The following is a 26,473-nucleotide window of genomic DNA, read 5'->3' as shown; positions in this document are numbered from 1 at the left end:
CCGTTGTGCACTGTGACGCCACTACTCAAGATCGTGGACATTATGGATTTCGTCGCATACGTGATGCCGATCGATACGCAACACGTTGCGGTAGAGAAACAGCGCCGCCAAACGCCTGGGTCTGTGTGCCCGCAGTCACCTGCGCATCGGTCGCCAAGCGGGTGAGGAACGCCTCGACCTCCGCTTGGCCCATCTGCGTCGGATGGCGCTTGCCGCTGGCCAAGATGAAGCTTCGTCTCCAACTCAGATAGGCCTGCTCTGGGCGCAGGCTGTCGTGTGCCGTACCCGCAGGCGGTCGCGCACCTAATCGACTAGCCGGAGCGGTAGAAGCGCTGTTACGCGAATGTTTTTGGGGTGTATCTCATACGCCTGCCTCCTTGCTGGATAACACGGCAAGCACCCGCATGGTCGCGGCCGCTTGCCGTCGTGCAATCCCGTGACCCCGGCCAGGATTTCCCCCGTTCACAAAGCACCAGCGATCGAAGATACTCAGCGCACCACCGCATTTCGGCGGTCCAATAGTAGTTAGGCATCAAATTTTACGGTACACGCATGTCAAAGAAATCAAGATTCTATGAGGTCACTTATCGTGATGGCCATGGAGATCACCCTACTTTGTTTCCGGCACAGAGCGAAGCTGATCTATCTCAAAAGCTTAAATTTCCAAGGACCGTAAAGCACGTCGAGACCAGACATGCTGGATGGCTCCCGGTTGCCGTGGAAGCAAATGAACACCTCGACGGAGTTGAGTTTAGGGTCACGCACAAGGGAACAGAGACTACTATATCGAAGGACAGCCTCGGATATGACCACCTAATCAAACTTTTTGCAAAAGATGTTGCTGTATTGCAGAGGGATCTTGATGAGCACAATGCCCCAGATGCCTAACAATTCATTCAAGCCGACGCCGCTTCGCGGCGCGGCTTAACTCAGGTGTTGGCCGCCAAAATCCCATCTTCATCGAGAATTTATGACAACCTTAGAAAAGATCAAATTGCTGGCAGATGGGTACGCGGATCGCTTAAAGCTTGCTATTGATGGGCGCGTTTTAGAGATGCAAGGTGATGACGTGTCCCACTACCTGATCTACCGTGTTCTCGGAGTCGCACAAGAAGAAGGTCGCTTGATTGACGTCTATCAAAACAAGGGCCGATTCCTCTACAAATATGCGGGATCATTCTTGGAGGCCGCAACAAAGCTCTGCTTCAAAGAGGCTTTTCCGGATTCCGCATCGCTAAGGTTACCGAACACGCAGGGTCAACGCCCGCGAACAGTCGAGATCGATTGCCTTGTAGGCAACGACGCTTTGGAAATTAAGTGGAAAGATGCCACGACTGATGGCGACCATATAACAAAAGAGCACACTCGTATCAAAGTCATTTCAGACGCCGGCTACAAGCCTATTCGAATAATGTTCTACTACCCCCATAGAACGCAGGCAATTCGGATACAAGAAACTCTTGAGACCCTGTACAATGGAGTTCATGGTGAGTATCACTACGGCGAAGCAGCCTGGGACTACGTCTTGCAACGCACCTCTGTAAACCTCAAAGTAGCACTGGAACAAATTGCTGATTCTCGGACTAACGAAGCTGCATGAAAAACGCCACTACTCAAGCCCGTGCTGTACAAGGCGACTGCCTCGTCGAGCTTGCGCGCCTAGAGGAATGCGAGGCCGATCTTGTCTATTTGGACCCTCCTTTTTTTACGAATCGGCGGCACTCTTCCATTTCGCGAGATCGAATAAACGCCTTTAGTTTTGACGATGCATGGGGTGATCTCGGTGAATACGCTGATTTTATGGAGCAGCGACTCAGGGAAGCTCATCGCGTGCTCAAGCACTCTGGATCAATCTTTGTACATTGTGATACCAGCGCAAATTTCTTACTAAGGACGCTGCTCAATAATATTTTTGGTGCGAGTCAATTTCGATCCGAAATAATTTGGAGCTATAAGCGCTGGTCAAACTCTGCGCGAAACCTGCTTCCGGCGCACCAGACAATCCTCTTTTACTCAAAGAGCGACGCATATAAGTTTAACGTGCTGCACGGCTCCTACTCGGAGACAACAAACGTCGATCAAATACTGCAACTGCGCCAGCGAGACGCTGACGGGGTTTCAAAATATGCAACTGATAAGCTTGGAAATACTATTTACGGCACAGAGAAGAATGGCGTTCCTCTCAATGATGTTTGGGCTATCCCTTTTCTAAACCCTAAGGCAAAAGAGCGGACGGGCTACCCCACTCAAAAGCCTATCTTGTTGCTCGAGCGCATCATCGAAATTTCCACAGACCCCGGAGATTTTATCGTTGATCCATTCTGCGGAAGCGGCACAACTCTAGTCGCCGCTGCGATTCTGGGGCGCAGAGCCTTCGGCATAGATACATCGCGAGAGGCAGTGGCGCTCGCAAATCGGAGAATTGAAGAGCCCGTCAGGACGGATTCCGCGCTGCTTAAGAAGGGGCGCTTGGCATATGCCACCGCGAACTTGAAAGCGCTTGCAGTTCTTGAAGGTTTGGACTTTGTCCCGGTCCATCGCAATTCAGGAATCGATGCTTTCCTAAGGTCCCCTGAGGGAGAACCTCTTGTGCCTGTGCGTGTCCAACGAAATGGAGAGTCGATTTCTGACGCCGCTGCTTCGCTTGCGCGGGCAGCTATTTCAAAGAAAGCTAAAAACGCAATTCTTGTGCGTACTAATGAGGAAACTGGTTTATTTTCTACAGATGCGTTACCGCCCTTCATGCACTTAATCGAATCCACAGCTTTGCGGATCAAGTCATCCCTTGATGCATCACTCATAGCCGGCGAGACCAAGAGCGCTGCTAACAATTCATTCAAGCCGAAGCCGCTTCGCGGCTCGGCTTAGTTCAGGCGTTAGCCATCACGCGAAAGGATCTAGGGAAACTCTGAACAACTCCCCCTGTTCCTGCGACAATCACATAGACGCAACGGGACGACGACGATGCAACTGACCTTCGGTGACGCGGAGTACAACGGCAAGCGCAAGCGGACGCGGCGCGAGGTGTTCTTGGCCGAGGTGGACCAGGTCGTGCCGTGGAAGGGCCTACTGGCGCTGATCGAGCCGCACTACCCGAAGTCCGGGCAGCCGGGGCGCCAGCCGTATCGGTTGGAAACGATGCTGCGCATCCATTTTTTGCAGCAGTGGTATGCGCTGAGCGATCCATCAGCGGAAGAAGCCCTGTACGACACGGTGTCGATGCGCCGTTTCGCCAAGATCGGCGGGCTGGATGAGGTGCCGGACGAGACGACGATTCTCAACTTCCGCCATCTGTTGGAGCAGCACGATCTGGCGCGCAAGCTGTTCGATCGGGTCAACGCGCACCTGTCGCGCAAGGGGCAAAGCTTGCGCGGCGGGACGATCGTAGACGCCACGATCATCGCTGCGCCCAGCTCGACCAAGAACAAGCAGGGCGAGCGCGATCCGGAGATGCATCAGACCAAGAAGGGCAACCAGTATTACTTCGGGATGAAGGCGCACATCGGAGTGGACGACGACTCTGGGCTGGTGCACCACGTGGAATGCACGGCGGCCAACGTGGCCGATATCACGCAAGTGTAATGACCCACTGAAAATCTGCTCAGGTGTTAGCCTTCAGAGGAGACATCGATGAGTGCAGTAATGGACGAAGAACAGATCAAGCGCTGGACGGCCCGGCGCAAGTCGGCGCTGGTGCTGGAGATCATCCAGGGGAAGACGACGGTGGCCTTGGCCAGCCGGCAGTTCGACCTGACGCCCAATGAGATCGAAGGCTGGGTCGAGGAAGGTAAGCGCGGCCTGGAGAACGCGCTGCGGGCCAAGCCCGAAGACGTGCGCGAGCAGTACGAACGCCAGCTCAAGGAGCTGCAGGAAGCCTACGGCGAAGCCATGCTGGAACTGCGTGCCCGAAAAAAATTGGCAGCCCTGCTGGGCAAGGACGAGAGCTGATGGCCTCGATCCAGCAGGGCCTGAAGGAGGACGGGTTCGACGTCTCGATGGTCAAGCTGTGCCGCTGGTTCGGTGTACCACGGCGCAGCGTGTACTACACGCCGCGCAAGGCAGCGCCGAAGGTGAAGCCAGAGCTGGCCGAACCGATCAAGGCCATGATCGAGGCCGAGCCGTCGTTCGGGTATCGGACGGTGGCTGGGCTACTGCGGATGAACAAGAACACGGTGCAGCGGATCTTTCAGATCAAGGGCTGGCAGGTGCGCAAGCGGGCCGTGGGCAAGCGACCGCGGATCGAGGCCTTGCCCTCGGTGGCCAGCGCACCGAACCAACGCTGGGCCACCGACCTGTGTCGGATCTGGGGCGGTAAGGACGGCTGGCTGAGCCTGGCCCTGGTGATCGATTGCCATACCCGGCAATTGCTGGGCTGGCAGCTCTCGCGCACGGGCAGGGCCAGCACCGCCGTGGCGGCCTTGGAGCAAGCACTGATCACCCGCTTCGGCACGCTGGGCAAGGTCAAGGAGCCGTTCCTGCTGCGCTCGGACAATGGCCTGGTCTTCACCAGCCGCGACTACACCCGCCTGGTCGCTGGCTACGGCATGAAGCAGGAGTTCATCACGCCACACTGTCCCCAGCAGAACGGGATGGTCGAGCGCGTCATACGCACGCTCAAGGAACAGTGCGTCCATCGGCACCGGTTCGAGAGCCTGGCCCACGCCTTGCGCGTCATCAGCGACTGGATTGGGTTCTACAACCGGCAGCGCCCGCATCAGGCACTGAACATGATGACGCCTGACCAAGCCTATGCCGCTACATTAACCACCTGACCTGTGCAGAAACCGGTGGGTCATTACACAAGCGCACAAGCTGCTGCACGGCAAGGAAGGCACGGTGTGCGGGGACAGCGGCTACACCGGGCTTGAGAAGCGCGATGAGATGAAGGGCAAGCGCAAGCTGCGCTACCTGATCGCGGAGAAACGCTCGAAGCTGAAGCAGATCAAGAACAAACGTGAATCGAAGCGAGCCAAGCGTAGGGAGTACACCAAGGCCAGCCTGCGGGCGAAGGTGGAGCATCCGTTTCGGGTGATCAAACGCCAGTTCGGCTATGTCAAGGTGCGCTATCGCGGTTTGGCGAAGAACACCGCGCAGGTGCTGACGCTGTTTGCGCTGTCGAATCTGTGGCTGAAGCGTAAGCATTTATTACCTGCCGTGGTCGACGTGCGCCTGTAGTTTGGGAAACCGGCAGCAAATGCGCCGAAAACGGCAAAAATCGAGGGTTTGAACGCAAAATACGCGGCCCTGGACCAATGCCAGTCAGTTAAGCCCCGAGGGGAGCTGATCCAGTAAAAAGGGAACGTGTTCAACACGTTCCCTTTTTTGCTTGATGAGCCTGTTTGCGAGCGCTCTGCGCGAGACGTTACCGCGAGTCCCTGATCGACTCGACCAACTCAGCACATTGATAGAGCCGGCCTGGATCGAGCAGGCGCTGGCGACTAGCGGCAAGGCGTCGATCCGGCGGCGCAAGCTGCCGGCCGAACATGCCGTGTGGCTGGTGATCGGACTGGCGCTGTTTCGTGACCGACCACTGTGGCAGGTGGTGCAGCAGCTCGATCTGAGCCTGGACGCACAAGCGCTGCCCGCGCCGAGTGCCAGCGTGCAGGCCCGCCAGCGCCTGGGAGAAGAACCCCTGGCCGAACTGTTCGGTCTATTGACCCGGGCCTGGAGCCGCACACCGGTGGATACGCAGCGGCCACTGCGCGTGCTGGCGGTGGACGGCGTGGTCTGGGCAGCACCGGACACTGCGGAGAATCGAGCCGACCTCGGCAGCTGCAGCAACCAGCATGGTCCCTTGTCCTGGCCGCAGATTCGCGCCACCTGCCTGATGGATACCCACAGCCACGAGCTGCTCGACGCCAAGCTCGGCGGCATGGACTGCGGTGAACTGAGCCTGGCGGCGCAGCTGCAGGGCCAGGACCACTCGGTGACGCTATTTGACCGAGCGTACTTCTCGGCCGCGTTCCTGCTGGACTGGCAGGCTGCGGGCACGCAGCGTCACTGGCTGATGCGGGCCCGGGACAACCTGCGCCATGAGATCGTCGAACAACTCGCGCCCGGCGATGCACGCATCCGCATGCCGGTCTCGCCACAAGCGCGCAAGGCACGTCCGGAATTGCCCAGCCACTGGCAGGCGCGCCTGATCGAGGTCAGCGTAGGTGGGCGGCTACGGCGCTTCATCACCTCGTTGCCGTGTCCCCACACGCATCCAGCCCATGCCTTGGCCGAGCTCTATCGCCAGCGCTGGGAGATCGAGTTGGGATTCCGCGAGATCAAGCAGTCGCTGCAGGAGGGCGAACCGGTACTGCGCAGCAAGCAGCCCGCGCTGGTGCGCCAGGAACTGTGGGGCGTGCTGATCGCCTACACACTGCTGCGGCGCTGGATGCGAGAGATGGCCGCTCACGCCAAGGTGGAGCCCCAGCGCATCAGCTTCCACACAGCCAGCTATGCCATCGTCAACCTGCTGGCGGTCCCGAGCCTGGATTCGGCGGGCACCCTGCCCAGGCAACTGACGGCCTTGTTGGCACAGTCCAGGCACTTCGTGCTGCCACCACGCCGCACCGAACGAAGCTTCCCCAGAGTCGTCAAGAACCGCACTTCGAAGTTTCCTACGAAAAATGCCAATCAGCGTTAACTGACTGGCATTGCGGCCCTGGACGGCTTTTCATGTCTGCTGGCGGTGTTGATCAGAGTTTCCCTAAAGGTCAAACTCATCACCAAGTACAGCCACCTTGCTCCAAAAGACACCCGTCGGAGGTGAACGAGACCCTCGTTGAGGAAACGCGGCACTGGCTGTCTGAGCACCCAGATTCCCTCTCGCTCTATTCCCAGGCGCTAGACAAGTACTCACACGAGGCATTCCATCGCAACCTCCTCGATGACTTGAGATTGTCTCTGGAAAAGCTTCTCCACGACATCTTCGGCAATGCCAAGTCACTAGAGAATCAGATCCCGCAAGTAGGGCAACACATCAAGAGCAAGGGCGGCTCCGCCGAGTTGTCCAACATGTTCGTGAAGCTGATCGACTACTACGCCAAGTACAACAACAGTTACGTGAAGCACGATGACGCTGTGATTGAGGAGGAGATCGAGTTCATCCTTGAGATCACGTCATCCTTCATGAAGCACCTCGTCCGACTCGCCGGGAGGGGCTAACAATTCATTTAAGCCGACGCCGCTTCGCGGCTCGGCTTAATTCAGGCGTTAGCAGTGGTGGGTCATTACACAAGTGCAACGCACCCGCCACTCACTTCAGATGGTGGTGCCCGCCAAGCATGCGCGCAACGCGCGCAGCTTCTCTGCGGCTCACAGATTCCAGTCGATCCGCATGCCCGCGATCAGCGCGTTCTTCAGATCGGTGGTGCGGGTGGGTTCGTTGAACTGGTCGGGGTTGATCACGTAATGCAGGTTCGGGGCGATGCGCAGGCGCTTGGTGACCTGGATGCCGTAGCTGAGCTCCATCATGATCTGGTTGTCGGCGGGGGTGCCGGTGCCGCCGGCCGAGGCGCGGGCCAGGCGCAGGTTTTCGATGGCTTCGTCGCTGTACTTCTGCTGGGTGATCACAAACGCAATGTTGTCCTGCGGGCGGCTGGCGAAGGTGCCTTTCTGCACCAGGCCCAGTTGCACGAAGTGGTCCTCGATCGCCTGGCCGCTGGTGCTCTTGAGGATGGCGGCGAAGACCGTCAGCCCCTGGTTGCCGGATGGGTCGGGGTTGGTGACCTGTTGTTCGAAGCGGCCGAACAGGCCCGAGCGGCCCTGCTTGTTTTCATAGCCCAGGCCGCTGAGGACGGCGGGGTTGCCGTTGCGGTCGCGCAGCGGGTCGGTGTAGTCGGAGTTGTCCTGCCAGCCGCCGAGTTCGTACATCGCCGCCAGCGTGCCGTCGCCGCCCTTGTTCTTGTAGCCGATGGCGTAGGGCACCACCACGCCGGTGGTGTCGTCGGTGCTCCACTTCAAACCGTGCTGGCCGTCCTGTGCCTGCACCGGGTTCACTTCATACGCGCCCACGTGCACATAGACCTTGGGCGTGACCCAGGCGGTGGCGTGTGCGGCCCAGCTGGAGACCGGCCAGTAGGTGAAGTTGCTGGTGCGGAACACGAAGGTGGGGTTGCCGCAGGCGGAGTTGCCCTGGAAGTACTGGCACAGGTCCGAGCCGAGGAAGTGGATGTTGGCCACGCTGCGGCCGGCTTCCAGTTCCAGGCGGTCGTTGAAGAGTTTTTGCAGCAGGGTGAAGTTGGCCAGGCGCGTGCCCTGGCCGCCGTAGATTTCCTGCACCGAGGTGCTGTTGCCGATGCTGCTGTTGGACAGGTTGGTGCCGTGGCGGTTGGAGACTTGCAGCTTGACCGTGGCGCCGCCCCAGCCGAACAGGCGGTCCATGTCTACGTCGGTGCCGACCATCAGCTGGCCGGCGTAGGCGTCGCCGCTCTTGCGGCCGCCGTCGATCATCGAGGCGGCTTCGCCGGTGTAACCCAGCTTGAGTTTGAAGGCATCGGCGGCGTCTTGCGCCTGGGCGAGTGGGGCCAGCGCCATGGCAAGCGACAGGCACAGCAGACGATGGGAGGCGCGGTGGGAGAGCAGGGCGGACATGGCAGGACTCCGAACAAAGAGGGCGTGGCCGAGGTGGCGGACGCAACAGCAAGAGGATGGGCAAGCCGTTGGCGGCGCGCGGTCACTGCGCGCCGCGGCGGTAACGGCAATCAGGTGCGACGCGCGTCCGGCGCGCCGGATGCGGCGGCAGATGCCTGCCGCCGCGGGTTGGCTCAGGCGACGACGTCGGCCACCGGTTTCTTGAGCACGCGCAAGGCAATCGCGGTGACCACCACGCCGGCCAGCAGCGCCAGCACATACATCGCCAGGTGGGTCACGGCATTGGGGATCAGCAGCACGAAGATGCCGCCATGCGGGGCCTTCAGTTCGGCGCCGACCGACATCGAGATCGCGCCGGCCACCGCCGAGCCGATCACCAGCGCCGGGATGGTGCGCAACGGATCGCGCGCGGCATACGGGATCGCGCCTTCGGTGACGAAGGCCAGCCCGAGCACGCCGGCGGCGGTGGCCGTGCCGCGTTCTTCCACGGTGAAGCGGTTGCGGAACACCCAGGTCGCCAGCGCGATGCCCAGCGGCGGGGTCATGCCGGCCACCATGGCGGCGGCCATCGGGGTGTAGACCTGGCTGGCGATCAGGCCGGTGGAGAATGCATAGGCGGCCTTGTTGACCGGCCCGCCCATGTCGAAGGCCATCATGCCGCCGAGCAACAGGCCCAGCAGCAGCGCGCTGCTGCCCTGCATGCCGCGCAACCACGCGGTGAGCCAGGCCAGCAGGTCGGCGACCGGTTGGCCGAACACATACATCATCGCCAGGCCCACCAACAGGGTGCCCAGCACCGGCAGGATCAGCACCGGCTTGAGCCCTTCCAGGGTGCGCGGCAGTTTGATGGTGCGATTGAGCGCGGCCACGCCGTAGCCGGCGATGAAGCCGGCAATGATCCCGCCGAGGAAGCCGGCATTGAGATTGGCCGCGACCAGCCCGCCGATCATGCCGGGCGCGATGCCGGGGCGGTCGGCGATGGAGTAGGCGATATAGCCGGCCAGCGCGGGCACCATCAAGGTGAAACCGGCCTTGGCGCCGATCTGGAATAGCGACCAGGCCAGCGTGCCCTGGTGCGCATCGTCGCCGGCGTAGATGCCGCCGAGCGCGAAGGCCAGCGCGATCAACAGGCCGCCGGCAGTGACGAACGGCAGCATGAACGACACGCCGGTCATCAGATGCTTGTAGGCATCGGTGCGGCCGTTGCCCTTGCTTGCGGTCGTACTGGCGGCGGTACCGGTGGCCGGTGTCGTGCCACCGTGCACGCTGGCCTCGGCCAGTGCCTTGTTGATCAGGGCCGGGCCGTCGTTGATGGCCGGCTTGGTTCCACTCTTGAGCACGCGCTTGCCGGCGAAACGGGCCAGGTCCACTTCGCGGTCGGCGGCGATGATGACTACATCGGCCGCGCGGATTTCGGCGTCGGTCAGTGCGTCCTGCGCGCCCACCGAGCCCTGGGTTTCCACGCGCATCTGGTGGCCGAGTTTTTTCGCGGCCTGCTGCAGGCCTTCGGCGGCCATGAAGGTGTGGGCGATGCCGGTGGGGCAGGAGGTGATCGCGACGATGCGCTTGCCGCCTGCGCCGGACGCATCGGTCGCTGCCGATGCGCTGGCGGGTGCGGTAGTGGCAGCGAGCTGGCCGACGGCGGCGGCCGGGTCGTCCAGCACCGCGCCCAGGCTCAGATGCAGCAGTTGCGCGTCGCCGAAGCGGCCGGTGTCGGCATCGGCATCGCCGACGATCAGCACTTGCGCAGCGCCGTTGGTCAGCTCGGTCGGCAATGCGCCAAGCACGCCCTGGTCGCTGCGGATTTCGATCGTCACGCTATGGCCGGCGGCGGTGGCCGCACGGCGCAGCGCTTCGGCCGCCAGGACGGCCTCGGTGCTGCGTTCGCCGGCGGCGATGACCACGATGGAAGAGGACATGGGAAAACTCCTGCTGTATTGCGGTCGCCGGGTGGCCGGCGGGGGGAGAGGCAAGGCTTACGCGCGCGGGTGGCGCAGGCCGGAGTTGCGCAGACGCATGGCATCAGGCGTGGACATGCGTCCATTGGAGCGCAGCGGCGGCAAACAGGGGCTCACGACAGCAGCTCGATCACGACCTGGCTTGCGGCGCGGCGCACGCCATCGGCCGTGATCCGGCGCGCGTCGCCGCTTTCCAGCCGGCACACCGAAAACGCCGTGGCCAGCCGCGCGCATTGCTCCAGATCGGTGGCCGCCTCCAGCAGTGCGGCAGCCAGGCCGGCCACCATGGCATCGCCTGCGCCCACGCTGCTGCCCTGCGCCAGCCGCGGCGGACGCGCGATCAGTCGCCGGTCGCGCTGCACGAACAACGCACCGTCGGTGCCCATCGAAATCACCACCAGCTGGATGCCGCGTGCGATCAGTTCGTGCGCAGCGGCGCTGAGTGCGGCCCGATCGGTGAGCGGGCGGCCGGTCCAGGCTTCCAGTTCATGACGGTTCGGCTTGACCGCGTACGGCAGCGCATCGCGGGCGGCGCCCAATGCCGCCACCAGCGGCGCGCCGCTGGTATCCAGCAGCACGCGTGCGCCCGCCGCGCTGGCCTGCGCCTGCAACTGCGCCCAGCTGTCGTCGGGCAGGCCGGCCGGCAGGCTGCCGGACAGCACCACCGGCAGGCCGGGGCGCAGCAGCGGCGCGAGTTGATCGGCCACGCCTTGCAGATGCGCGCTGGTCAGTTGCAGGCCGGGCAGGTTGATGTCGGTGGTGGCGTTGCTGCGCGCTTCCACCAGCTTGAGATTGGTGCGGGTTTCGCCGGCCACGCGCTGGCAGTGGTCGACGATGCCGCGTTCGCGGAACAGCGCTTCGAACACGCCGGCATTGCCGCCGCCGAGCACGCCGAGCGCGGCGACATCGCTGCCCCAATCGGCCAGGCATGCCGCCACGTTGATGCCCTTGCCGCCGGCATCGTTACGCACGCTGCTGGCGCGATGCACGGCGCCGGGCTGCAGGCTGTCGAGCTGGATGGTCTGGTCGATCGCCGGGTTCAGCGTGACGGTGATGGCCTGCAGGCTCATGCCTTGTCCTCGCGCTGCGCTTCGAGTGCGCGCACTTGCTCGGCGGTTTCGCAGTTCAACGCCTGCTCGGCCAGCTGCTGCAGCGTGCTGAGCGCAGTGCCACGCAGACGTGCCTTCACCGCCGGGATGTCGTTGGGCGTCATCGACAGTTCCTGCACGCCCAGGCCGGCCAACAGGCTGGCGCCGAACGCATCGCCGGCCAGGCCGCCGCACACGCCGACCCAGCGGCCGTGTTTGCGTGCGCCTTCAATGGTGCTGCGGATCATGCGCAGCACCGCCGGGTGCAGGCTGTCCGCCTCGGCGGCCAGTTCGGGGTTCTGGCGGTCGATCGCCAGCACGTACTGGGTGAGGTCGTTGGTGCCGATCGAGAAGAAGTCCGCGTGGCGCGCCAGCATGTCGGCCTGCGCGGCGGCGGCCGGCACTTCGATCATGATGCCGATCGGCACTTCGGGGGCGTCCAGTTCGGCGCGGATGCGCGCGCAGATATCGCGCAAGGCGATCAGCTCCGGCACCGAGGTGATCATCGGGAACATGATCGATAGCCGCGCGCCGTCCCTGGCGGCGCGGTACAGCGCACGCAGTTGCGGCTCCAGCAGGTCGGGGCGACGCAGCAGCAGGCGTGCGCCGCGCACGCCCAGGAACGGGTTTTCTTCGTGCGGCAGTTCCAGGTGCGCCACCTGCTTGTCGCCGCCGATATCCAGCGCGCGCACGATCAGCGGGCGGCCATCCAGCGCCTGCGCCATCGCCAGGTAGGTGGCGTGTTGTTCGTCTTCGCTGGGCGTGCGGCCGCTTTCCAGGAACAGGAACTCGGTGCGCATCAGACCCACGCCTTCGGCACCCTGGGTCAGTGCCATCGCCACCTGGTCGGGCAGGTTGACGTTGGCGCCGATGTCGATGTGGTGACCGTCGGTGGTCTCGGCGGGCAGGGCGCGCTGCGCGGCTTCGCGCTCGCGGATGGCCTGCTGCTCGGCGATGTGGGTGCGTGCCGCATCCAGATCCTGCTCGGACGGATTGAGATAGAGCCGGCCGCTGCTGCCGTCGATGATCGCGGTGACGCCATCTTCGATATCCAGCAACTGGCCCCCGGCTGCGACCAGCGCCGGCAGGCCCAGGGTGCGCGACAGGATGGCGGTGTGCGAGGTCGGGCCGCCTTGTGCGGTGGCCAGGCCGAACACGCGCGCGGTGTCCAGGTTGGCGGTGTCCGACGGCGACAGGTCGCTGGCCAGCAGGATGCAGGGCTGGTCGGGCAGGTCGGTGAGGCCGGCGCCCGCCGCAGCCGGGTCCAGCTGTGCCAGCACGCGGCGGCCGACATCGCGCAGATCGGCCGCACGGCCGGCCAGCACCGGGTTGCCCAGCGCCGCCAGACCGGAGGCGATCTGTTCCACCGCCTGATGCCACGACCACGCCACGCCATGGCCTTCGACCATCAGCTGGCAGGTGCGGGTGATCAGGTCGGTGTCGTTGAGCAGCTCGGCCTGGGCCTTGAAAATGGCCGCATCCGAGGCACCGAGACGGCGCTGGGTGTCGTCCTGGATCGCCGCCAGCTGCTGGCGGGTACGCGTCAAGGCATCGTGCAGCTGCGCGCCGCCATCGCCCAGGCCGACCGGTTGATCGGCCACCTCGGTCTGCGCCGCGCGCAGCCGGTGCACGATGCCGATCGCCACGCCGGGGCTGGCGCCGATGCCGACGATGGCCGGCTGCGCCTGCGGCGGGGTCCAGCCGACCACCGGGGCGGCGCGGCGTTGTGCGGCGCGTTCGGCATCGGCCTTTTCTTGTGCGGTGAGGCTGTCCATCACCGCACGCAGGCGCTTGAGCAGGGCCGCGGCATCGCTGCCTTCGGCCGAGACGGTGATGCTGTCGCCGGCACGCAGGCCCAGCTGCAGCAGGCCGACCAGGCTCTTGGCATCGGCGACCTGGTCGCCGGCGCGGACCTGGGCGCGGGCGCTGAAGCCACGCGCGGTCTCGGCCCAGCGGGTGGCCGGGCGCGCATGCAGGCCACTGGGGTAGGCGATGGTCCACTCGAAGCGTTCGGCCAGGTCGGTGGCCGGCGCGGCACTGGTGTCCGGGGCGCGGTCGCCGGTGAGGGCGGCCACGATCACGCCGGGGTCGTCGGTGGTGAACAACGCCTCCAGCTGCGCCGGGTCCTGGATCAGCCGGGTCAGCCGGCGCAGCAGGGTGATATGGGTGTCGGACTGCGCGGCGATGCCCACCACCAGGCGGGTGGTCTGGCCCGGATTCCATTCCACGCCTTCGGGTAGCTGCAGCACCGCGATGCCGTCGCGGCGCACCAGGTGGCGGTCTTCGCCCACGCCATGCGGGATCGCCAGGCCATGGCCCAGGAAGGTGTTCGCCAGGCCTTCGCGGCGCCGCATGCTGGCGTCGTAGCCCGGCGCCACGCAGCCGGCGGCAACCAGCAGCTGCGCCGCCTGGGCGATGGCGTCGTCCTTGTCGCGGGCGTGCGCTCGCAGGCGGACGAGCTCGGGGGTCACGGGGGCAAGCGGCGGAGAGGACAAGGCGGGCTCCGGGTGGGATCGGGCTGGGAAGTATAGTGGGAACGTTCCCACGATCCAGGTCAATGTGCGGTGCACAAAACCCAAGTAATGCTTTCAGGTTAGGATCGGGGTCACCAGGCGCCTGCAGTCAGGCGCGGCATATCGAGCGGGAACGGTCCCAGTGAGTATCAGCATCAATGACGTGGCCCGGGTGGCGGGAGTGTCCAAGTCCACGGTCTCGCGGGCGCTGGGCAGCGGCCCGGTGAGCGAGGAGGTGCGTGCCAAGGTGGAGGCAGCGGTGCGCCAGACCGGTTACCGGCCCAATCTGATGGCGCGGCGGCTGCGCTCGCAGCAGTCCGGCATCCTCGGGGTGATCGTGGCCGACATCCGCAATCCGTACTTCACCGCACTGATCCGGGCCGTGGAAGAGGTCGCCTACAAGGCAGGTATGCGCGTGACCCTGTGCAATACCGATGAAGATCCCGAGCGCGAGGCGCTCTACCTGGAGCTGATGCAGGAAGAGCGCATCACCGGGCTGATCTTCGCGCCGACCCGCGTGACCGTAGGGCGCATGCATGCGCTGTCGCTGGATTACCCCACTGTGCTGGTGGACCGTGCAGGCCCCGGCAGCCGCTACGACAGCGTGGTGCTGGACAACGCGGCGGCGATGGCCGAACTGGTGGCACATCTGCAGGGCCAGGGCTATCGGCGCATCGGCGGGCTCTTCGGTAGCACCAGCACCACCGCGGCCGAGCGCCGCGACGGCTACCTGGCCGCAATGCGTGCGCAGGGGCTGCAGCCGGATTACCGCGAAGTGGCGCCGACTGCCGAGGCGGCGATTGCCGAGTTGGGTGCATGGCTGGCCAGCGACGATCGCCCGGAAGCCATTGTCACCAGTAATAGCCTGCTGCTGATGGGCGCATTGAAGGCCGCACGTACCGCCGGCCTGCGCCTGCCGCAGGACCTGGCGCTGGCCGGCTTCGACAACGAACGCTGGACCGATCTGGTCGAGCCGGGCATCACCGTGGTCGAACAGCCGGTGGAAGACATGGGCCGTGCGGCGATGTCGCTGCTGCTGGAACGCCTGGGCAACCCGCAGCTGCCGATCCGCCGCATGGTCATGACCGGGCGTTGCGTGGTGCGTGGGTCGACTGGCGTACGCACACCCGGCAGCTAAATTTGCCGGGGCGCCCAGCGTCCGCGCAAAAGCTTGGCCCGTCGCTCTAGCTGCGTGTTCTACCACTCGAAGTCAAACGCCTGGCTCGTCGAGTGCGCGGCGCCCTCACCGCTTGCGGGACACGCCGTGAACCCGTCCCTGGGGGCTCGATGGCGGCATCCGTGCCGCCAACGGTCCCGCAAGCGGCGAGGGCACCGCGCCAGGGAGTTTGCTGGCTGTTTTAGTGAAAGCTCTGCGCACCGGCCATCGTGATTGGTCCTTGCCCGCCTACCGTCGCGGGACCTTACGCGGCATGGATGCCGCGTAAGAGCTTACAGGGACGTACTTGCAGCGTGTCCCGCGACGGTAGGCGGGCAAGGGCCCTGCAACAACGCCACCGATTAGGGGCTCTCCTACTGTTCCATCCGCGTGCCATTCGAGAAAACCGCTTCGAGTCGTCGCTTGGTCTGGATGCAGTCAAAACCTTCAAGCCAAGCACAAAAAAGCCCCGGCACTGCCGGGGCTCTTGGTTTGCAATAAACGCCTGACTCAACGATCCGGGCGGTGCGTGCCCGAGTCGTTCTGTGCGACCAGGTATTCCTTGGACTGCTCATCCAGCTTGTCGCCCAGCATGCGTCGCACCACCACGAAGAACAGCGGGATGAAGATCACGCCCAGCACGGTGGCGAACACCATGCCGCCGATCACGCCGGTACCAATGGAGTGGCGCGAGTTGGCGCCAGCACCGGTGGAGATCGCCAGCGGCAACACACCCAGGATGAAGGCGAACGAGGTCATCAGGATCGGGCGGAAGCGCAGGTGCGCCGCTTCCAGTGTCGCCTCGCGCAGGGTCTTGCCCGCTGCCCGCTGCTCCACCGCGAATTCCACGATCAGGATCGCGTTCTTCGCCGCCAGACCAATGACGGTGATCATGCCGATCTTGAAGTACAAATCGTTCGGCAGGCCGCGCAGCATCGAGAAGGTGATCGCGCCCAGCACGCCGATCGGCACCACCATCAGCACCGCCACCGGAATCGACCAGCTCTCGTAGAGTGCAGCCAGGCACAGGAACACCACCACCACCGACAGCGCAAGCAGCAGGGTGGCCGCGTTGCCGGCGATGATTTCCTGGTAGGACATGCCGCTCCAGTCGAAACCGAAGCCCGGTGGCAGATCGTTGTTGACGATCTCTTCCATCGCGTTCATCGCCTGGCCGGAGCTGCCGCCCGGAGCGGGGTTGCCGACGATGTTCACCGCCGAATAGCCGTTGTAGCGGTTCAGCGCCGGCGAGGCGTAGGTCCACTCGGCCTTGACCACATTGCTCAGCGGAATCATGCCGGGCTGGCCATCGGCGCCGGTGGCGGTGCTGCTGGGGGTGAAGAAGTTACGCAGCGATTCCGGCCCGGTGCGGAACTGGTCGTCGGCACGGATGTTGACGCGCTTGATGCGGCCTTCGGAGAAGTAGTCGTTGACGTACACCGGCGCCAGCATCAGCTGGATGGAGCTGTAGATGTCGCTGACTTCCACGCCCATCGACTGCGCCTGCACGCGGTCCACGTGCAACTGCAGCTGCGGCGAGTTTTCCAGGCCGTTCGGGCGCACGCCCACCATGGTGTCGGCCTTTTCCGCCGCCTTGCCCAGCACGATGTTGCGCGCCTGGGTCAGTGCCTCCTGGCCTGCACCGGCGCGGTCCTGCAGCCACATGTCGAAGCCGCCGAACTGGCCCAACCCCTGCACGGTGGGCAGGTTGACCACGAAGATCTGCGCGCCCTTGATGCCGTAGAAGGCGCCATTGAGCTGCTTGATCAACTCTTCCGCAGTGACGTCGCGCTCTTCCCACGGCTTGAGCCGGATGAAGCCCATGCCGACGTTTTCGCCCGAGCCCAGGAAGCTGAAGCCGGCGATCTGCAGCATGCCTTCCACGGCCGGCTGCTTCTCCAGCACCGCACGCATCTGCGTGAAGGTCTCATTGGTACGGATCTTGGTGGCGCCCGGCGGCAACTGCACGATGGCCAGCGCAAAGCCCTGGTCTTCTTCCGGCAGGAAGCTGCCCGGCATGCGGGTGAACAGGAAACCGCACAGCACCACCAGCACCACGAACACGATCATCCACGGCGGCGAGCGCTTCAAGGTGTGGCCGACCACGCCGACATAGCGATGCGCCAGCTTGTCGTAGTACTTGTCGAAGGTGCGGTAGACCCAGTTCTTCTTGTCCGAATGGGTGGCCTTGAGGAAGCTGGCGCACAGCGCCGGCGTGAAGGTCAGCGCCAGGAACGCGGAGAAGCCCATCGACATGGCGATGGTCAGCGCGAACTGCTTGTAGATCGCACCGGAGGCGCCGGGCTGCAGCGAGGAGGGGATGAACACCGCCGCCAGCACCACGGTGATGGCCACCACCGCGCCGGTGATCTGGGTCATCGCCTTCTGCGTGGCTGCCTTGGGCTCCAGATGCTCCTCGCTCATGATGCGTTCGACGTTCTCGATCACCACGATCGCATCGTCCACCACGATGCCGATCGCCAGCACCATCGCAAACAGCGTCAGCTGGTTGATGGTGAAGCCGATGGCGTACATGCCGAAGAAGGTGCCCAGCAGCGCCACCGGAATCACCAGGGTGGGGATGACCGTGGCGCGGAAGTTCTGCAGGAACAGCAGCATCACCAGGAACACCAGCACGATGGCTTCCACCAGCGTGTGGATCACTTCCTCGATGGAGATGCGCACGAAGGTGGTGGACTCGTACGGCGCAAACCAGGTCACGCCCTGCGGGAAGGTGGGCTGCAGTTCGTCGAGCTTGGCGCCCACGGCCTCGGACACGTTCAGTGCGTTGGCGCCCGGCAGCAACTGGATGCCGAAGGCACCGGTGGGCTTGCCGTTGTACTGGGTGTCGAAGCCGTAGGTGCTCGGGCCCACGGTGACGCGCGCCACGTCCTTCAGGCGCACCGTGGCGCCGTTGTTGTCGGTGCGCAGGATGATGTCTTCAAATTCCTGCGGCGAGCTGAAGCGACCTTCGGCCGACACGGTGGCGGTGAAGCTGATGCCGTCGGGCGTGGGGTCGGCGCCCACCGAACCGGCAGCGAACTGCACGTTCTGGTTGCGCACGGCGGTCAGCACCTGGGTGGCCGACAGGTTGTAGCCCTGCAGCTTCTCCGGGTTCAACCAGATATTCATCGCGTACTCGGCGCCGAACTGGTTGGTGCTGCCGACGCCGGGAACGCGCGAGATCTGCTCGAGCACGCGCGAACCGACGATGTCGTTGAGCGCGTCGCGGTCGATCGACGGGTTGTCCGAGCGCAGCGCCGCCACCATCAGGAAGCCGGCGTTGGCCTTGGCCACCACCACACCCTGCTGGTTGACTTCCGAGGGCAGGCGCGGCGTGGCCAGCGACACCTTGTTCTGCACCTGCACCTGCGCGATATCCGCGTCGGTGCCGGTTTCGAAGGTCAGCGTGATGGTCACCCGGCCGTTGGAGGCCGACGACGAGTTGAAGTACAGCAGGTGGTCGATACCGGTGAGCTGCTGTTCGATGACCTGGGTCACCGCCTTTTCGGCAGTGTCGGCGCTGGCGCCGGGGAAGTTGGCGGTGACGGTGACCTGCGGCGGGGCGATCGTCGGGTACGACTCGATACCCAGATTCAGGATCGAGATCACGCCGGCAAGCGAGATCAGGATCGCCACCACCCAGGCAAAGATCGGGTGTTCGATAAAAAACTTAGGCATGTCCGGGTTCCGTCACTGCTGCTTGGACTGGGAGTCGGCCGGCTGCGCGGCCGCGTCCTGCTTGGGCTGGTTCTGCGCGGCCGGGGCAGCGGCATCGGCCGCGTTGGCGGCCGGTGCGGCCTTGCCATCGCCGGCCTGGCCTGCGGCCGGTGCCGCACCCGGGGCAGCGCCCGGTGCACCGGGCTGCGCGCCGGCGGCCGGCTTGTTCGGATCCCACTGCACGCCCTTGGCCGGCTCACCTTCCTTGGCTTTCTGCACGCCGTCGACGATGACCTGGTCGCCCGGCGCCACGCCGCCGGTCACGATCCACTGGCCCTTCTGCTGGCCGTCCACGGTGAGGTTCTTGCGCACCACCTTGCCGTCCTTGCCCAGCACCAGTGCATAGGCGCCGGTGGCATCGCGCTGCAGCGCCTGCTGCGGCACCAGATAGGCATTGTTGCGCTGGCCCAGGCTGGCCTTGAAGGTCACGAACGCACCCGGCAGCAACGCCAGCTCGGGGTTGGGCAGGGTGGCGCGCAGCGACACCGCGCCGGTGCTCGGGTCCACCGTCACCGCCGACACGTCCAGCGTGCCGGGGTGCGGGTACTGCGTGCCGTCGCCCAGTTCCACATCGATGGTGGACTTGCCGTCGCCGCTGAGCTGCACGTTGCCGCTGCTCTGCGCCTGACGCAGCGCGGCCAGCTCTTCGCTGCTCATCGCGAAGTTCACGTACAGCGGGTCGATCTGGTCCACGGTGGTCAGCAAGGTGGCCTCACCGGCACCGACCAGGGCGCCCTCGGTGACGCGCTGGATCCCGGCGCGACCGGTGATCGGCGAGGTGACGCTGGCGAAGCCGAGCTGGATCCTGGCGGCCTGGACCGCACCGCGCGCCTGCTGCACGCTGGCGCCGGAAGAGCGCTCGGTGGCTTCGGCGTTGTCGATATCGGCGCGCGAGACGTATTGCTGTGGCGCCAGGCTGCGCGCGCGCTTGGCGGCGATCTGCGCGTTGGCATAGGTGGCCTCGGCGGCCGCCAGCTGGCCTTGGGCCTGCAGCAGCGTGGCCTTCAGCGGTTCCGGGTCGATCTGGAACAGCGGCTGGCCTTCCTTGACGTCGGTGCCTTCGGTGTACAGGCGCTTGAGCACCACGCCGTCGACGCGGGCGCGCACGTCGGCCGAGCGGAATGCCGACAGGCGGCCCACCAGGTCGCGTTCCAGCGGCAGCGTCTGCGGCTTCATTTCCAGCACCGACACTTCCGGCGGCGGCGGCGCCTGCTGTTGTTCGGGCTTGCTGCAGGCAGCAAGCGCCACGGTGATGGCCAGGGCCAGGCCGAAGGTGCGGAGCGGGGCAATCATCAGGAGGAACTCCGTTAGGGTCTTGAAGTGAGAAGGGTGAGCGGGGCCAGCGCGGGCGCGGCGCTGGCCGCGGCAAACGCCCGCAAGAAGGTGTCGACGGCGAACTGCGCCCATTGCTGCCTGGCGGCAAGGCCGGCGCGATGGGGAACCTGGAAGCGTTGGCGATCGAAATCCAGCCCCACGATCATGCTCAGCAACAGCTCGGCCATGAAGTGCGGATCGTCATGGCGCAGCTGCCCGGCGGTCATCGCCTGCTCGAAGCGATGCGCCAGGCGCTGCTGCATGCCGACCACGCCCTCGTGGAAGATCTGCCGGGATTGATCGGGGAACCGGTGCGACTCGGCTTCCACCAAACGGCAGGTCTGTAACACATCCGGGCGGTTGAGACGGTCAAGATGGGCCAGCGCAAACGCCAGCAGATCCTCGCGCAGGTCGCCCGAGGCGGTGCCCAGCGGGACCGTGGCCAGCTGCACATGGTCCTGCAGCACGTCGCGCAGCAGGTTTTCTTTACATCCGTAATAGCTGTAGAGCGTCTGCTTGGAGCATCCGGCGCGCTCGGCCACCGCGTCCATGCTCAGCCGCATTCCGCGCTCGGCAAGCAAGGTATGCACGGCAGCATGGATGCGGCGGTCGCAGTCCGAACGCCGGGCAGCACGGGGGGAGCGAGGTGTCATGGCGGTGGACTATACCGTCCAGTTTAGTTTTTAAACAGACTTGACTGTCGCAGTTTGCTCTGCACAACGCCTTGTATGCCAATCCTTGCGCCGGACTTTGCCGGATCTGGCGATCCAGCGCCCGGCAGGCGCGCGTTGTGCGGCAAAACGACAGAGCCATAGTGTTTTGACGCCATTGCCGCGCTCGCTGGGCGCGGTGCATTTGCGCTATGCAGCAAGGCGTTATCACGGGGCATCGGTACAATTCAGGTTTTCCACCGAGCATTCCAGCTCTACTCATGACAGCCAAGAAAGCCGCTTCGAAATCGTCCACGACGTCGGTCAAACCGGTCGCCGAACGTGCCGTCCCCGTGCTTGCCACCGAACCGCAGGCGGTCACCCTCGAGCCGGTGTTTGCCGCGTTGCGCAAGCGCTACCCGGCCGCCCGCCAGGCGGAGGTCCAGGCGTTCGCCGCCGACTTCTACCGGCGCATGGAGGAAGACGAATTCCCGAACCACCCGCCCGAGCAGTGGGCAGCGCTGGCGTCGGACATGCTGGAGTTCGCGCGCAGCCGCAAGGCCGGCACGGTCAATGTGCGGGTGTTCAACCCCACCTTGAAGAGCCACGGCTACGAGTCGCCGCATACGCTGCTGCAGATCGTCAACGACGACATGCCGTTCCTGGTGGACTCGGTCAGCATGACCCTGTCGGACCTGGGCATCGGCGTGCACGTGCTCGGCCACCCGGTGCTGCGCATTGCGCGCGACAAGGCCGGCAAGCTGACTGCGGTGGGCGAGGGCAAGAGCGAGTCGCTGATGGTGCTGGAGATCGACCGCCAGCCGGCCGATGACATGCCCAAGGTGGAAGCAGCGGTACGCAAGGTGCTGGGCGAAGTGCGCGCCATCGTGCACGACTGGGCATCGATGCGCGAAAAGATGGTGATGCTGGCTGACGACCTGGCCACCCGCCGCCTGCCGATCGACGACATCAGCCGCCACGAGGCGCAGGAATTCCTGCGCTGGGCCGCCGCCGACCATTTCACCTTCTTCGGCTACCGCGAATACCGCGTGGAGAAGCAGGACGGGCAGGATGTGCTGGCACCGGTGGAAGAGTCCGGGCTGGGCCTGATGCGCGGCCACGACACCTCGCCGGCACGCCCGGTCACCACGCTGGCGGCGCATGGCCTGAATGCCTCGGCCAAGCTCAAGGACGCGTTGATCCTGACCAAGACCAATGCACGGTCGCGCGTGCACCGGGTTGGTTACATGGATTACATCGGCATCCTGGAATTCGATGCCAAGGGCCGCATCGTCGGCGAGCAGCGCTTCCTGGGCCTGTTCACCTCAAGCGCCTACAACCGCCGCCCGTGGGAAATCCCGCTGGTGCGCCAGCGCCACGAATACGTGATGAGCAAGTCCGGGCTGACCCCGAGCAGCCATAGCGGCAAGGCCTTGCGCCACATTCTGGAAACGCTGCCGCGCGAGGAGCTGTTCCAGTCCAACGAAGAAGAGCTGTACCGCACCGCGATCGGCATCCTGGGCCTGCAGGAGCGCGTGCGCAGCCGCATGTTCCTGCGCCGCGACAAGTACAGCCGCTTCATCTCGGCGCTGGTGTACATCCCGCGCGAGCGCTTCAACACCGATGTGCGCCTGCGCATCGAAGCCTTGTTGAAGGACGCCTTGCATGGCGAGTACATCGACTCGTCGGTGGTGCTGGGCGAATCGCCGCTGGCGCAGCTGCATCTGATCGTGCGGCCCAAGAGCGGCGAAGCGCTGGAATTCAATACCACCGAACTCGAATCGCGGCTGGCGCATCTGTTGCGCAACTGGCGCGATGCGCTGCGCGAAGCGCTGGTGGCACGGCACGGCGAGGCCAATGGCCTGCGCATGGCGGCCAACTTCGGCCGTGCGCTGCCGGCCGGCTATATCGAAGAGTCCTCGATCGAATCGGCGGTGTCCGACGTCGAACACCTGGCCACGCTGGATGGCCCGGACGATCTGCATCTGAGCCTGCAGGAGATCCGTCGCGACGATGGCATGCGCCTGGATGCCGGCGAAGGTTTGCGTTTGAAGCTGTATCGCCAGCTCGACGACATTCCGTTGTCCGATGCGATGCCGATGATGGAAAACATGGGCCTGCGCGTGATCTCCGAGCGGCCGTATCGGCTGCAGGTGGGCGAAACGCCGGTCTATATCCAGGATTTCGAGGTCGAATCCACCGCCGGCAGGATCAATGCAGCCAGCGCCGATGCCAGCTTCGGCGAAGCCTTCGAGCGCATCTGGAACGGCGATGCCGAAAACGACGGCTTCAACCGCCTGATCCTGGCCGCCGGCCTGCACTGGCGTCAGGTCGCGCTGCTGCGCGGTTACTGCAAGTATCTGCTGCAGACCGCGGTGCCGTTCTCGCAGGCCTACGTCGAAGCGACCTTCACCCGTTACCCGTTGCTGGCACGTTTGCTGGTGGAGCTGTTCGAAGCGCGCTTCGACCCGTCTACCGGTAGCGAAACAAAAGCGCAGATCTTTGCCGGGCAGGAACGTCTGCGCGAAGAGCTCTCCGCGCTGGCAGGCGGCGATGAGGCTACGCTCAAGGCACTGGAGCCGGTGCTGGAGGCGCGCGGCGGCGACCGCGCCGCGCAGCAGGAAGCCACCCGTGCCACGCTGTTGAAGTTGATGGACCGCGTCTCCAGCCTGGACGAAGACCGCATCCTGCGCAGCTTCATCGACGTGATCGATGCGACCTTGCGCACCAACTATTACCAGACCGATAAACAGGGCAAGCACGGCCATTGCATCAGCTTCAAGCTGGATTCGGCGCTGGTGCCGGACCTGCCAAAGCCGCGCCCGTACCGCGAAATCTTCGTGTATGGCCCACGCGTGGAAGGCGTGCACCTGCGCTTTGGCGCGGTGGCGCGTGGCGGCCTGCGCTGGTCGGACCGCCGCGAGGATTTCCGCACCGAGGTGCTGGGCCTGGTCAAGGCGCAGATGGTCAAGAACACCGTCATCGTGCCGGTCGGCGCCAAGGGCGGTTTCTACGTCAAGCGTTCGCCGGTGGGTGGCGACCGCGATGCGATCCAGGCCGAAGGCATCGCCTGCTACAAGCTGTTCATCCAGGGCCTGCTCGACATTACCGACAACATCGTCGGCGGCAAGATCGTGCCGCCGCCGCAGGTGGTGCGTCATGACCAGGACGACCCGTACCTGGTGGTCGCGGCCGACAAGGGCACCGCCACCTTCTCCGATATTGCCAATGGCCTGGCGCTGGAACACGGTTTCTGGCTGGGCGATGCGTTCGCCTCTGGCGGCTCGGTGGGCTACGACCACAAGGGCATGGGCATCACCGCGCGCGGCGCATGGGAATCGGTCAAGCGCCACTTCCGTGCGATGGATCGCGATTGCCAGAGCCAGGATTTCAGCGTGGTCGGCATCGGCGACATGTCCGGCGACGTGTTCGGCAACGGCATGCTGCTCTCACGGCATATCCGCCTGCTGGCCGCGTTCGACCACCGCCACATCTTCCTGGACCCGAACCCGGATGCGGCGGTCTCCTTCGCCGAGCGCGATCGCCTGTTCAAGCTGCCGCGCTCCAGCTGGGCCGATTACGACGCCAAGCTGATCAGCGCCGGTGGCGGCATCTACCCGCGCACGCTCAAATCCATCGATATCAGCGCACCGGTGCGCGAGGCGCTGGGCCTGGAGGCCAACGTCAAGCAGCTCTCGCCGAACGAGCTGATGAACGCCATCCTCAAGGCGCCGGTGGATCTGTTCTGGAACGGCGGCATCGGTACCTACGTCAAGGCTGCCAGCGAATCGCATGCCGACGTGGGCGACCGCGCCAACAACGGCCTGCGCGTCAACGGTGGCGAGCTGCGCTGCAAGGTGGTGGGCGAGGGCGGCAACCTGGGCCTGACCCAGTTGGGCCGCATCGAGGCCGCACAGGCCGGTGTGCTGCTCAATACCGACTTCATCGACAACTCGGCCGGTGTGGACACCTCCGACCATGAGGTGAACATCAAGATCCTGCTCAACGACATGGTGCAGGCCAAGAAGCTCACCTATGACGCGCGCAACACGCTGCTGGCGTCGATGACCGACGAAGTGGCCGACCTGGTGCTGTGGGACAACTACCGCCAGAACCAGGCCATCAGCTTGATGGAGCGCATGAGCGTCAAGCGCCTGGGCTCCAAGCAGCACTTCATTCGCACGCTGGAATTGCAGGGCCTGCTCGATCGCCAGATCGAGTTCCTGCCGTCCGATGCCGAACTCTCCGCACGCAAGGCGCGCGGGCAGGGGCTGACCCGGCCGGAGCTGTCGGTGCTGCTGTCGTATTCCAAGCTGGTGGCGTTCCAGCAGCTGCTGGAATCGGATATTCCCGAAGACCCGTATCTGTCCAAGGAATTGCAGCGCTACTTCCCGCAGCCGCTGCAGAAGAAGTACGCCGATGCGATGGAACGTCATCGCCTCAAGCGCGAGATCATCGCCACCGCGGTCACCAACACCACCATCAACCGCATGGGCGCTACCTTCCTGATGCGCATGCAGGAAGACACCGGCCGCACCATCGGCGAAGTGGCCAAGGCCTACACCATCAGCCGCGAGACGCTGGATGCGCGCGCGCTGTGGACGCAGATCGATGCGCTGGACGGCAAGGTGCCCGAGTCGGTGCAGATCGATGCGCTGGAAGTGATCTGGCGCCTGCAACGTTCCTTCGTACGCTGGCTGTTGCTGCGTCCTGGCCAGATGCCGGGCATCACCGCGGCGGTGGAGCGTTACCACGGCCCGTTCAACGATATCCGCGTTGCCTCGGGCGTGCTGGCCGACACCCAGCGGCCGCTGTACGAAGCCAGCGTGCAGGAATGGCAGGACAAGGGCCTGCCGCCGGCACTGGCGCAGCAGCTGTCCGAGTTGCGCTACCTGGAACCGGCCTTCGACATCATCGAAACCGCACGTACCCGCAAGCTCAAGCCGGTGGAAGTGTCCAAGGTGCATTTCCGCCTGGGCGACGCGCTGCGCCTGCCGTGGCTGTTCGAACAGATCGATGCATTGGAGGTCAACGGCCGCTGGCACGCAGTGGCACGCGGCGTGCTGCGCGATGAACTGGCGGCGCATCAGCGTGCGCTGGTGGGCCAGGTGCTGGGCATGCCCGGCAGCACGGCCGAGGACAAGGTGGCCAACTGGCTGGCGCGCGACGATTCCAGCCTGCGCTTCACCCTGGCCATGCTGGCCGACGTGGCCGAGCAGAAGACCCTGGATTACCCCACTGTGTCGGTAGCGGTGCAGCGGCTGGGGCAGCTGGCTGCGCACGGGGTATAAGCAGGTGAGGCGAAGTGATGGCGGAGCGAGTAACTCGCCATCACCTTGCTTGAGCTGATGCAGTTGCTTAGTTGTCTGCCCATGCACAAGGCGGCCCGAGGGCCACCTTGTTTATATGTGAAATTGCTTGGTAAATCTGCGAGCCCAAGGCGTCATCCAAGTATCGCCCAATCGCGAGGTTTCAATGCGGTCAGCTACGA

Annotated in this window: 17 protein-coding genes and 2 pseudogenes; 11 read left to right on the top strand and 8 right to left on the bottom strand. The window is 64.4% G+C overall.

The window, feature by feature from the left end; all coding sequences use genetic code 11:
* Positions 1–40 precede the first annotated feature (40 nt).
* Positions 41–223, bottom strand: a complete 183-nt coding sequence (locus tag HG421_RS21230; protein ID WP_248279491.1) for a phage integrase N-terminal SAM-like domain-containing protein — start codon at positions 221–223, stop codon at positions 41–43.
* Between the two features lie 329 nt (positions 224–552).
* Between HG421_RS21230 and HG421_RS10165 the strand changes: the two genes are divergently transcribed.
* The 9 genes and pseudogenes from HG421_RS10165 to HG421_RS10125 all read left to right on the top strand — a co-directional run bounded on the left by HG421_RS10165 (position 553) and on the right by HG421_RS10125 (position 7,155).
* A complete protein-coding gene (locus HG421_RS10165) occupies positions 553–888 on the top strand; it encodes a hypothetical protein (protein ID WP_169706284.1) in 336 nt (111 codons plus the stop codon).
* Positions 889–970: 82 nt separating this feature from the next.
* Entirely contained in the window at positions 971–1,600 is a 630-nt protein-coding gene (locus HG421_RS10160) for an ApaLI family restriction endonuclease (protein WP_169706283.1), read from the top strand.
* Positions 1,597–2,868, top strand: coding sequence for a DNA-methyltransferase (locus HG421_RS10155; RefSeq protein ID WP_169706282.1), 1,272 nt, complete (start codon positions 1,597–1,599; stop codon positions 2,866–2,868). The genes HG421_RS10160 and HG421_RS10155 overlap by 4 nt, the downstream gene beginning before the upstream one ends.
* Before the next feature lie 96 nt (positions 2,869–2,964).
* A pseudogene (locus HG421_RS10150) lies at positions 2,965–3,576 on the top strand (IS5 family transposase); the annotation flags it as partial.
* 54 nt (positions 3,577–3,630) lie between these two features.
* Positions 3,631–3,948 carry a DUF1153 domain-containing protein gene (locus tag HG421_RS10145; RefSeq protein WP_169705294.1) on the top strand — a complete coding sequence of 106 codons (318 nt, stop codon included), beginning with the start codon at positions 3,631–3,633 and terminating at the stop codon, positions 3,946–3,948.
* The gene (locus tag HG421_RS10140) at positions 3,948–4,772 is read left to right on the top strand and encodes an IS3 family transposase (RefSeq protein WP_168968454.1); all 825 of its coding nucleotides are present in this window, start codon (positions 3,948–3,950) and stop codon (positions 4,770–4,772) included. Before HG421_RS10145 ends, HG421_RS10140 begins: the two co-directional genes overlap by 1 nt.
* A 22-nt stretch (positions 4,773–4,794) precedes the next feature.
* Positions 4,795–5,175, top strand: a pseudogene (locus HG421_RS10135) (transposase); the annotation flags it as partial.
* Between the two features lie 154 nt (positions 5,176–5,329).
* Positions 5,330–6,634 carry an IS4 family transposase gene (locus HG421_RS10130; RefSeq protein WP_168968412.1) on the top strand — a complete coding sequence of 435 codons (1,305 nt, stop codon included), beginning with the start codon at positions 5,330–5,332 and terminating at the stop codon, positions 6,632–6,634.
* Positions 6,635–6,756: 122 nt separating this feature from the next.
* Positions 6,757–7,155: a hypothetical protein gene (locus HG421_RS10125; RefSeq protein ID WP_169706281.1), complete on the top strand. Its 399-nt coding sequence runs from the start codon at positions 6,757–6,759 to the stop codon at positions 7,153–7,155.
* A gap of 150 nt (positions 7,156–7,305) precedes the next feature.
* Here HG421_RS10125 and HG421_RS10120 read toward each other — a convergent pair whose 3' ends face one another.
* From HG421_RS10120 to ptsP, 4 genes are all read right to left on the bottom strand, one after another.
* Positions 7,306–8,583 (bottom strand): carbohydrate porin, encoded by a 1,278-nt coding sequence (locus tag HG421_RS10120; RefSeq protein WP_169706280.1) that lies wholly within the window; start codon positions 8,581–8,583, stop codon positions 7,306–7,308.
* A 173-nt stretch (positions 8,584–8,756) separates the two neighbouring features.
* Positions 8,757–10,502, bottom strand: coding sequence for a PTS fructose transporter subunit IIC (locus tag HG421_RS10115; RefSeq protein ID WP_169706279.1), 1,746 nt, complete (start codon positions 10,500–10,502; stop codon positions 8,757–8,759).
* Between the two features lie 152 nt (positions 10,503–10,654).
* Positions 10,655–11,611: a 1-phosphofructokinase gene (gene pfkB / locus HG421_RS10110; RefSeq protein ID WP_169706278.1), complete on the bottom strand. Its 957-nt coding sequence runs from the start codon at positions 11,609–11,611 to the stop codon at positions 10,655–10,657.
* Complete coding sequence (ptsP, locus tag HG421_RS10105) at positions 11,608–14,124, bottom strand: phosphoenolpyruvate--protein phosphotransferase (RefSeq protein ID WP_169706277.1); 2,517 nt, start codon at positions 14,122–14,124, stop codon at positions 11,608–11,610. The genes pfkB and ptsP overlap by 4 nt, the downstream gene beginning before the upstream one ends.
* A 160-nt stretch (positions 14,125–14,284) precedes the next feature.
* On the opposite strand from ptsP, the gene HG421_RS10100 reads away from it, so the two are divergent.
* Positions 14,285–15,280, top strand: a complete 996-nt coding sequence (locus tag HG421_RS10100) for a LacI family DNA-binding transcriptional regulator (RefSeq protein WP_169706276.1) — start codon at positions 14,285–14,287, stop codon at positions 15,278–15,280.
* Positions 15,281–15,808: 528 nt separating this feature from the next.
* On the opposite strand, the gene HG421_RS10095 is transcribed toward HG421_RS10100, so the two are convergent.
* From HG421_RS10095 to HG421_RS10085, 3 genes are read right to left on the bottom strand one after another with little or no spacing between them, the layout of a single operon-like run.
* Positions 15,809–18,979 carry a multidrug efflux RND transporter permease subunit gene (locus tag HG421_RS10095; protein ID WP_169706275.1) on the bottom strand — a complete coding sequence of 1,057 codons (3,171 nt, stop codon included), beginning with the start codon at positions 18,977–18,979 and terminating at the stop codon, positions 15,809–15,811.
* Between the two features lie 12 nt (positions 18,980–18,991).
* Positions 18,992–20,311 (bottom strand): efflux RND transporter periplasmic adaptor subunit, encoded by a 1,320-nt coding sequence (locus HG421_RS10090; RefSeq protein WP_169706274.1) that lies wholly within the window; start codon positions 20,309–20,311, stop codon positions 18,992–18,994.
* Between the two features lie 14 nt (positions 20,312–20,325).
* The gene (locus tag HG421_RS10085) at positions 20,326–20,985 is read right to left on the bottom strand and encodes a TetR/AcrR family transcriptional regulator (RefSeq protein ID WP_169706273.1); all 660 of its coding nucleotides are present in this window, start codon (positions 20,983–20,985) and stop codon (positions 20,326–20,328) included.
* 278 nt (positions 20,986–21,263) lie between these two features.
* Between HG421_RS10085 and HG421_RS10080 the strand changes: the two genes are divergently transcribed.
* Positions 21,264–26,273 (top strand): NAD-glutamate dehydrogenase, encoded by a 5,010-nt coding sequence (locus HG421_RS10080; protein ID WP_169706272.1) that lies wholly within the window; start codon positions 21,264–21,266, stop codon positions 26,271–26,273.
* The last annotated feature ends 200 nt before the right edge of the window (positions 26,274–26,473 follow it).

It is taken from the genome of Xanthomonas campestris pv. badrii (assembly GCF_012848175.1).
In the GTDB taxonomy this organism is placed as follows: domain Bacteria; phylum Pseudomonadota; class Gammaproteobacteria; order Xanthomonadales; family Xanthomonadaceae; genus Xanthomonas; species Xanthomonas campestris_C.
This window is presented reverse-complemented; position numbering and strand designations above follow the sequence as displayed.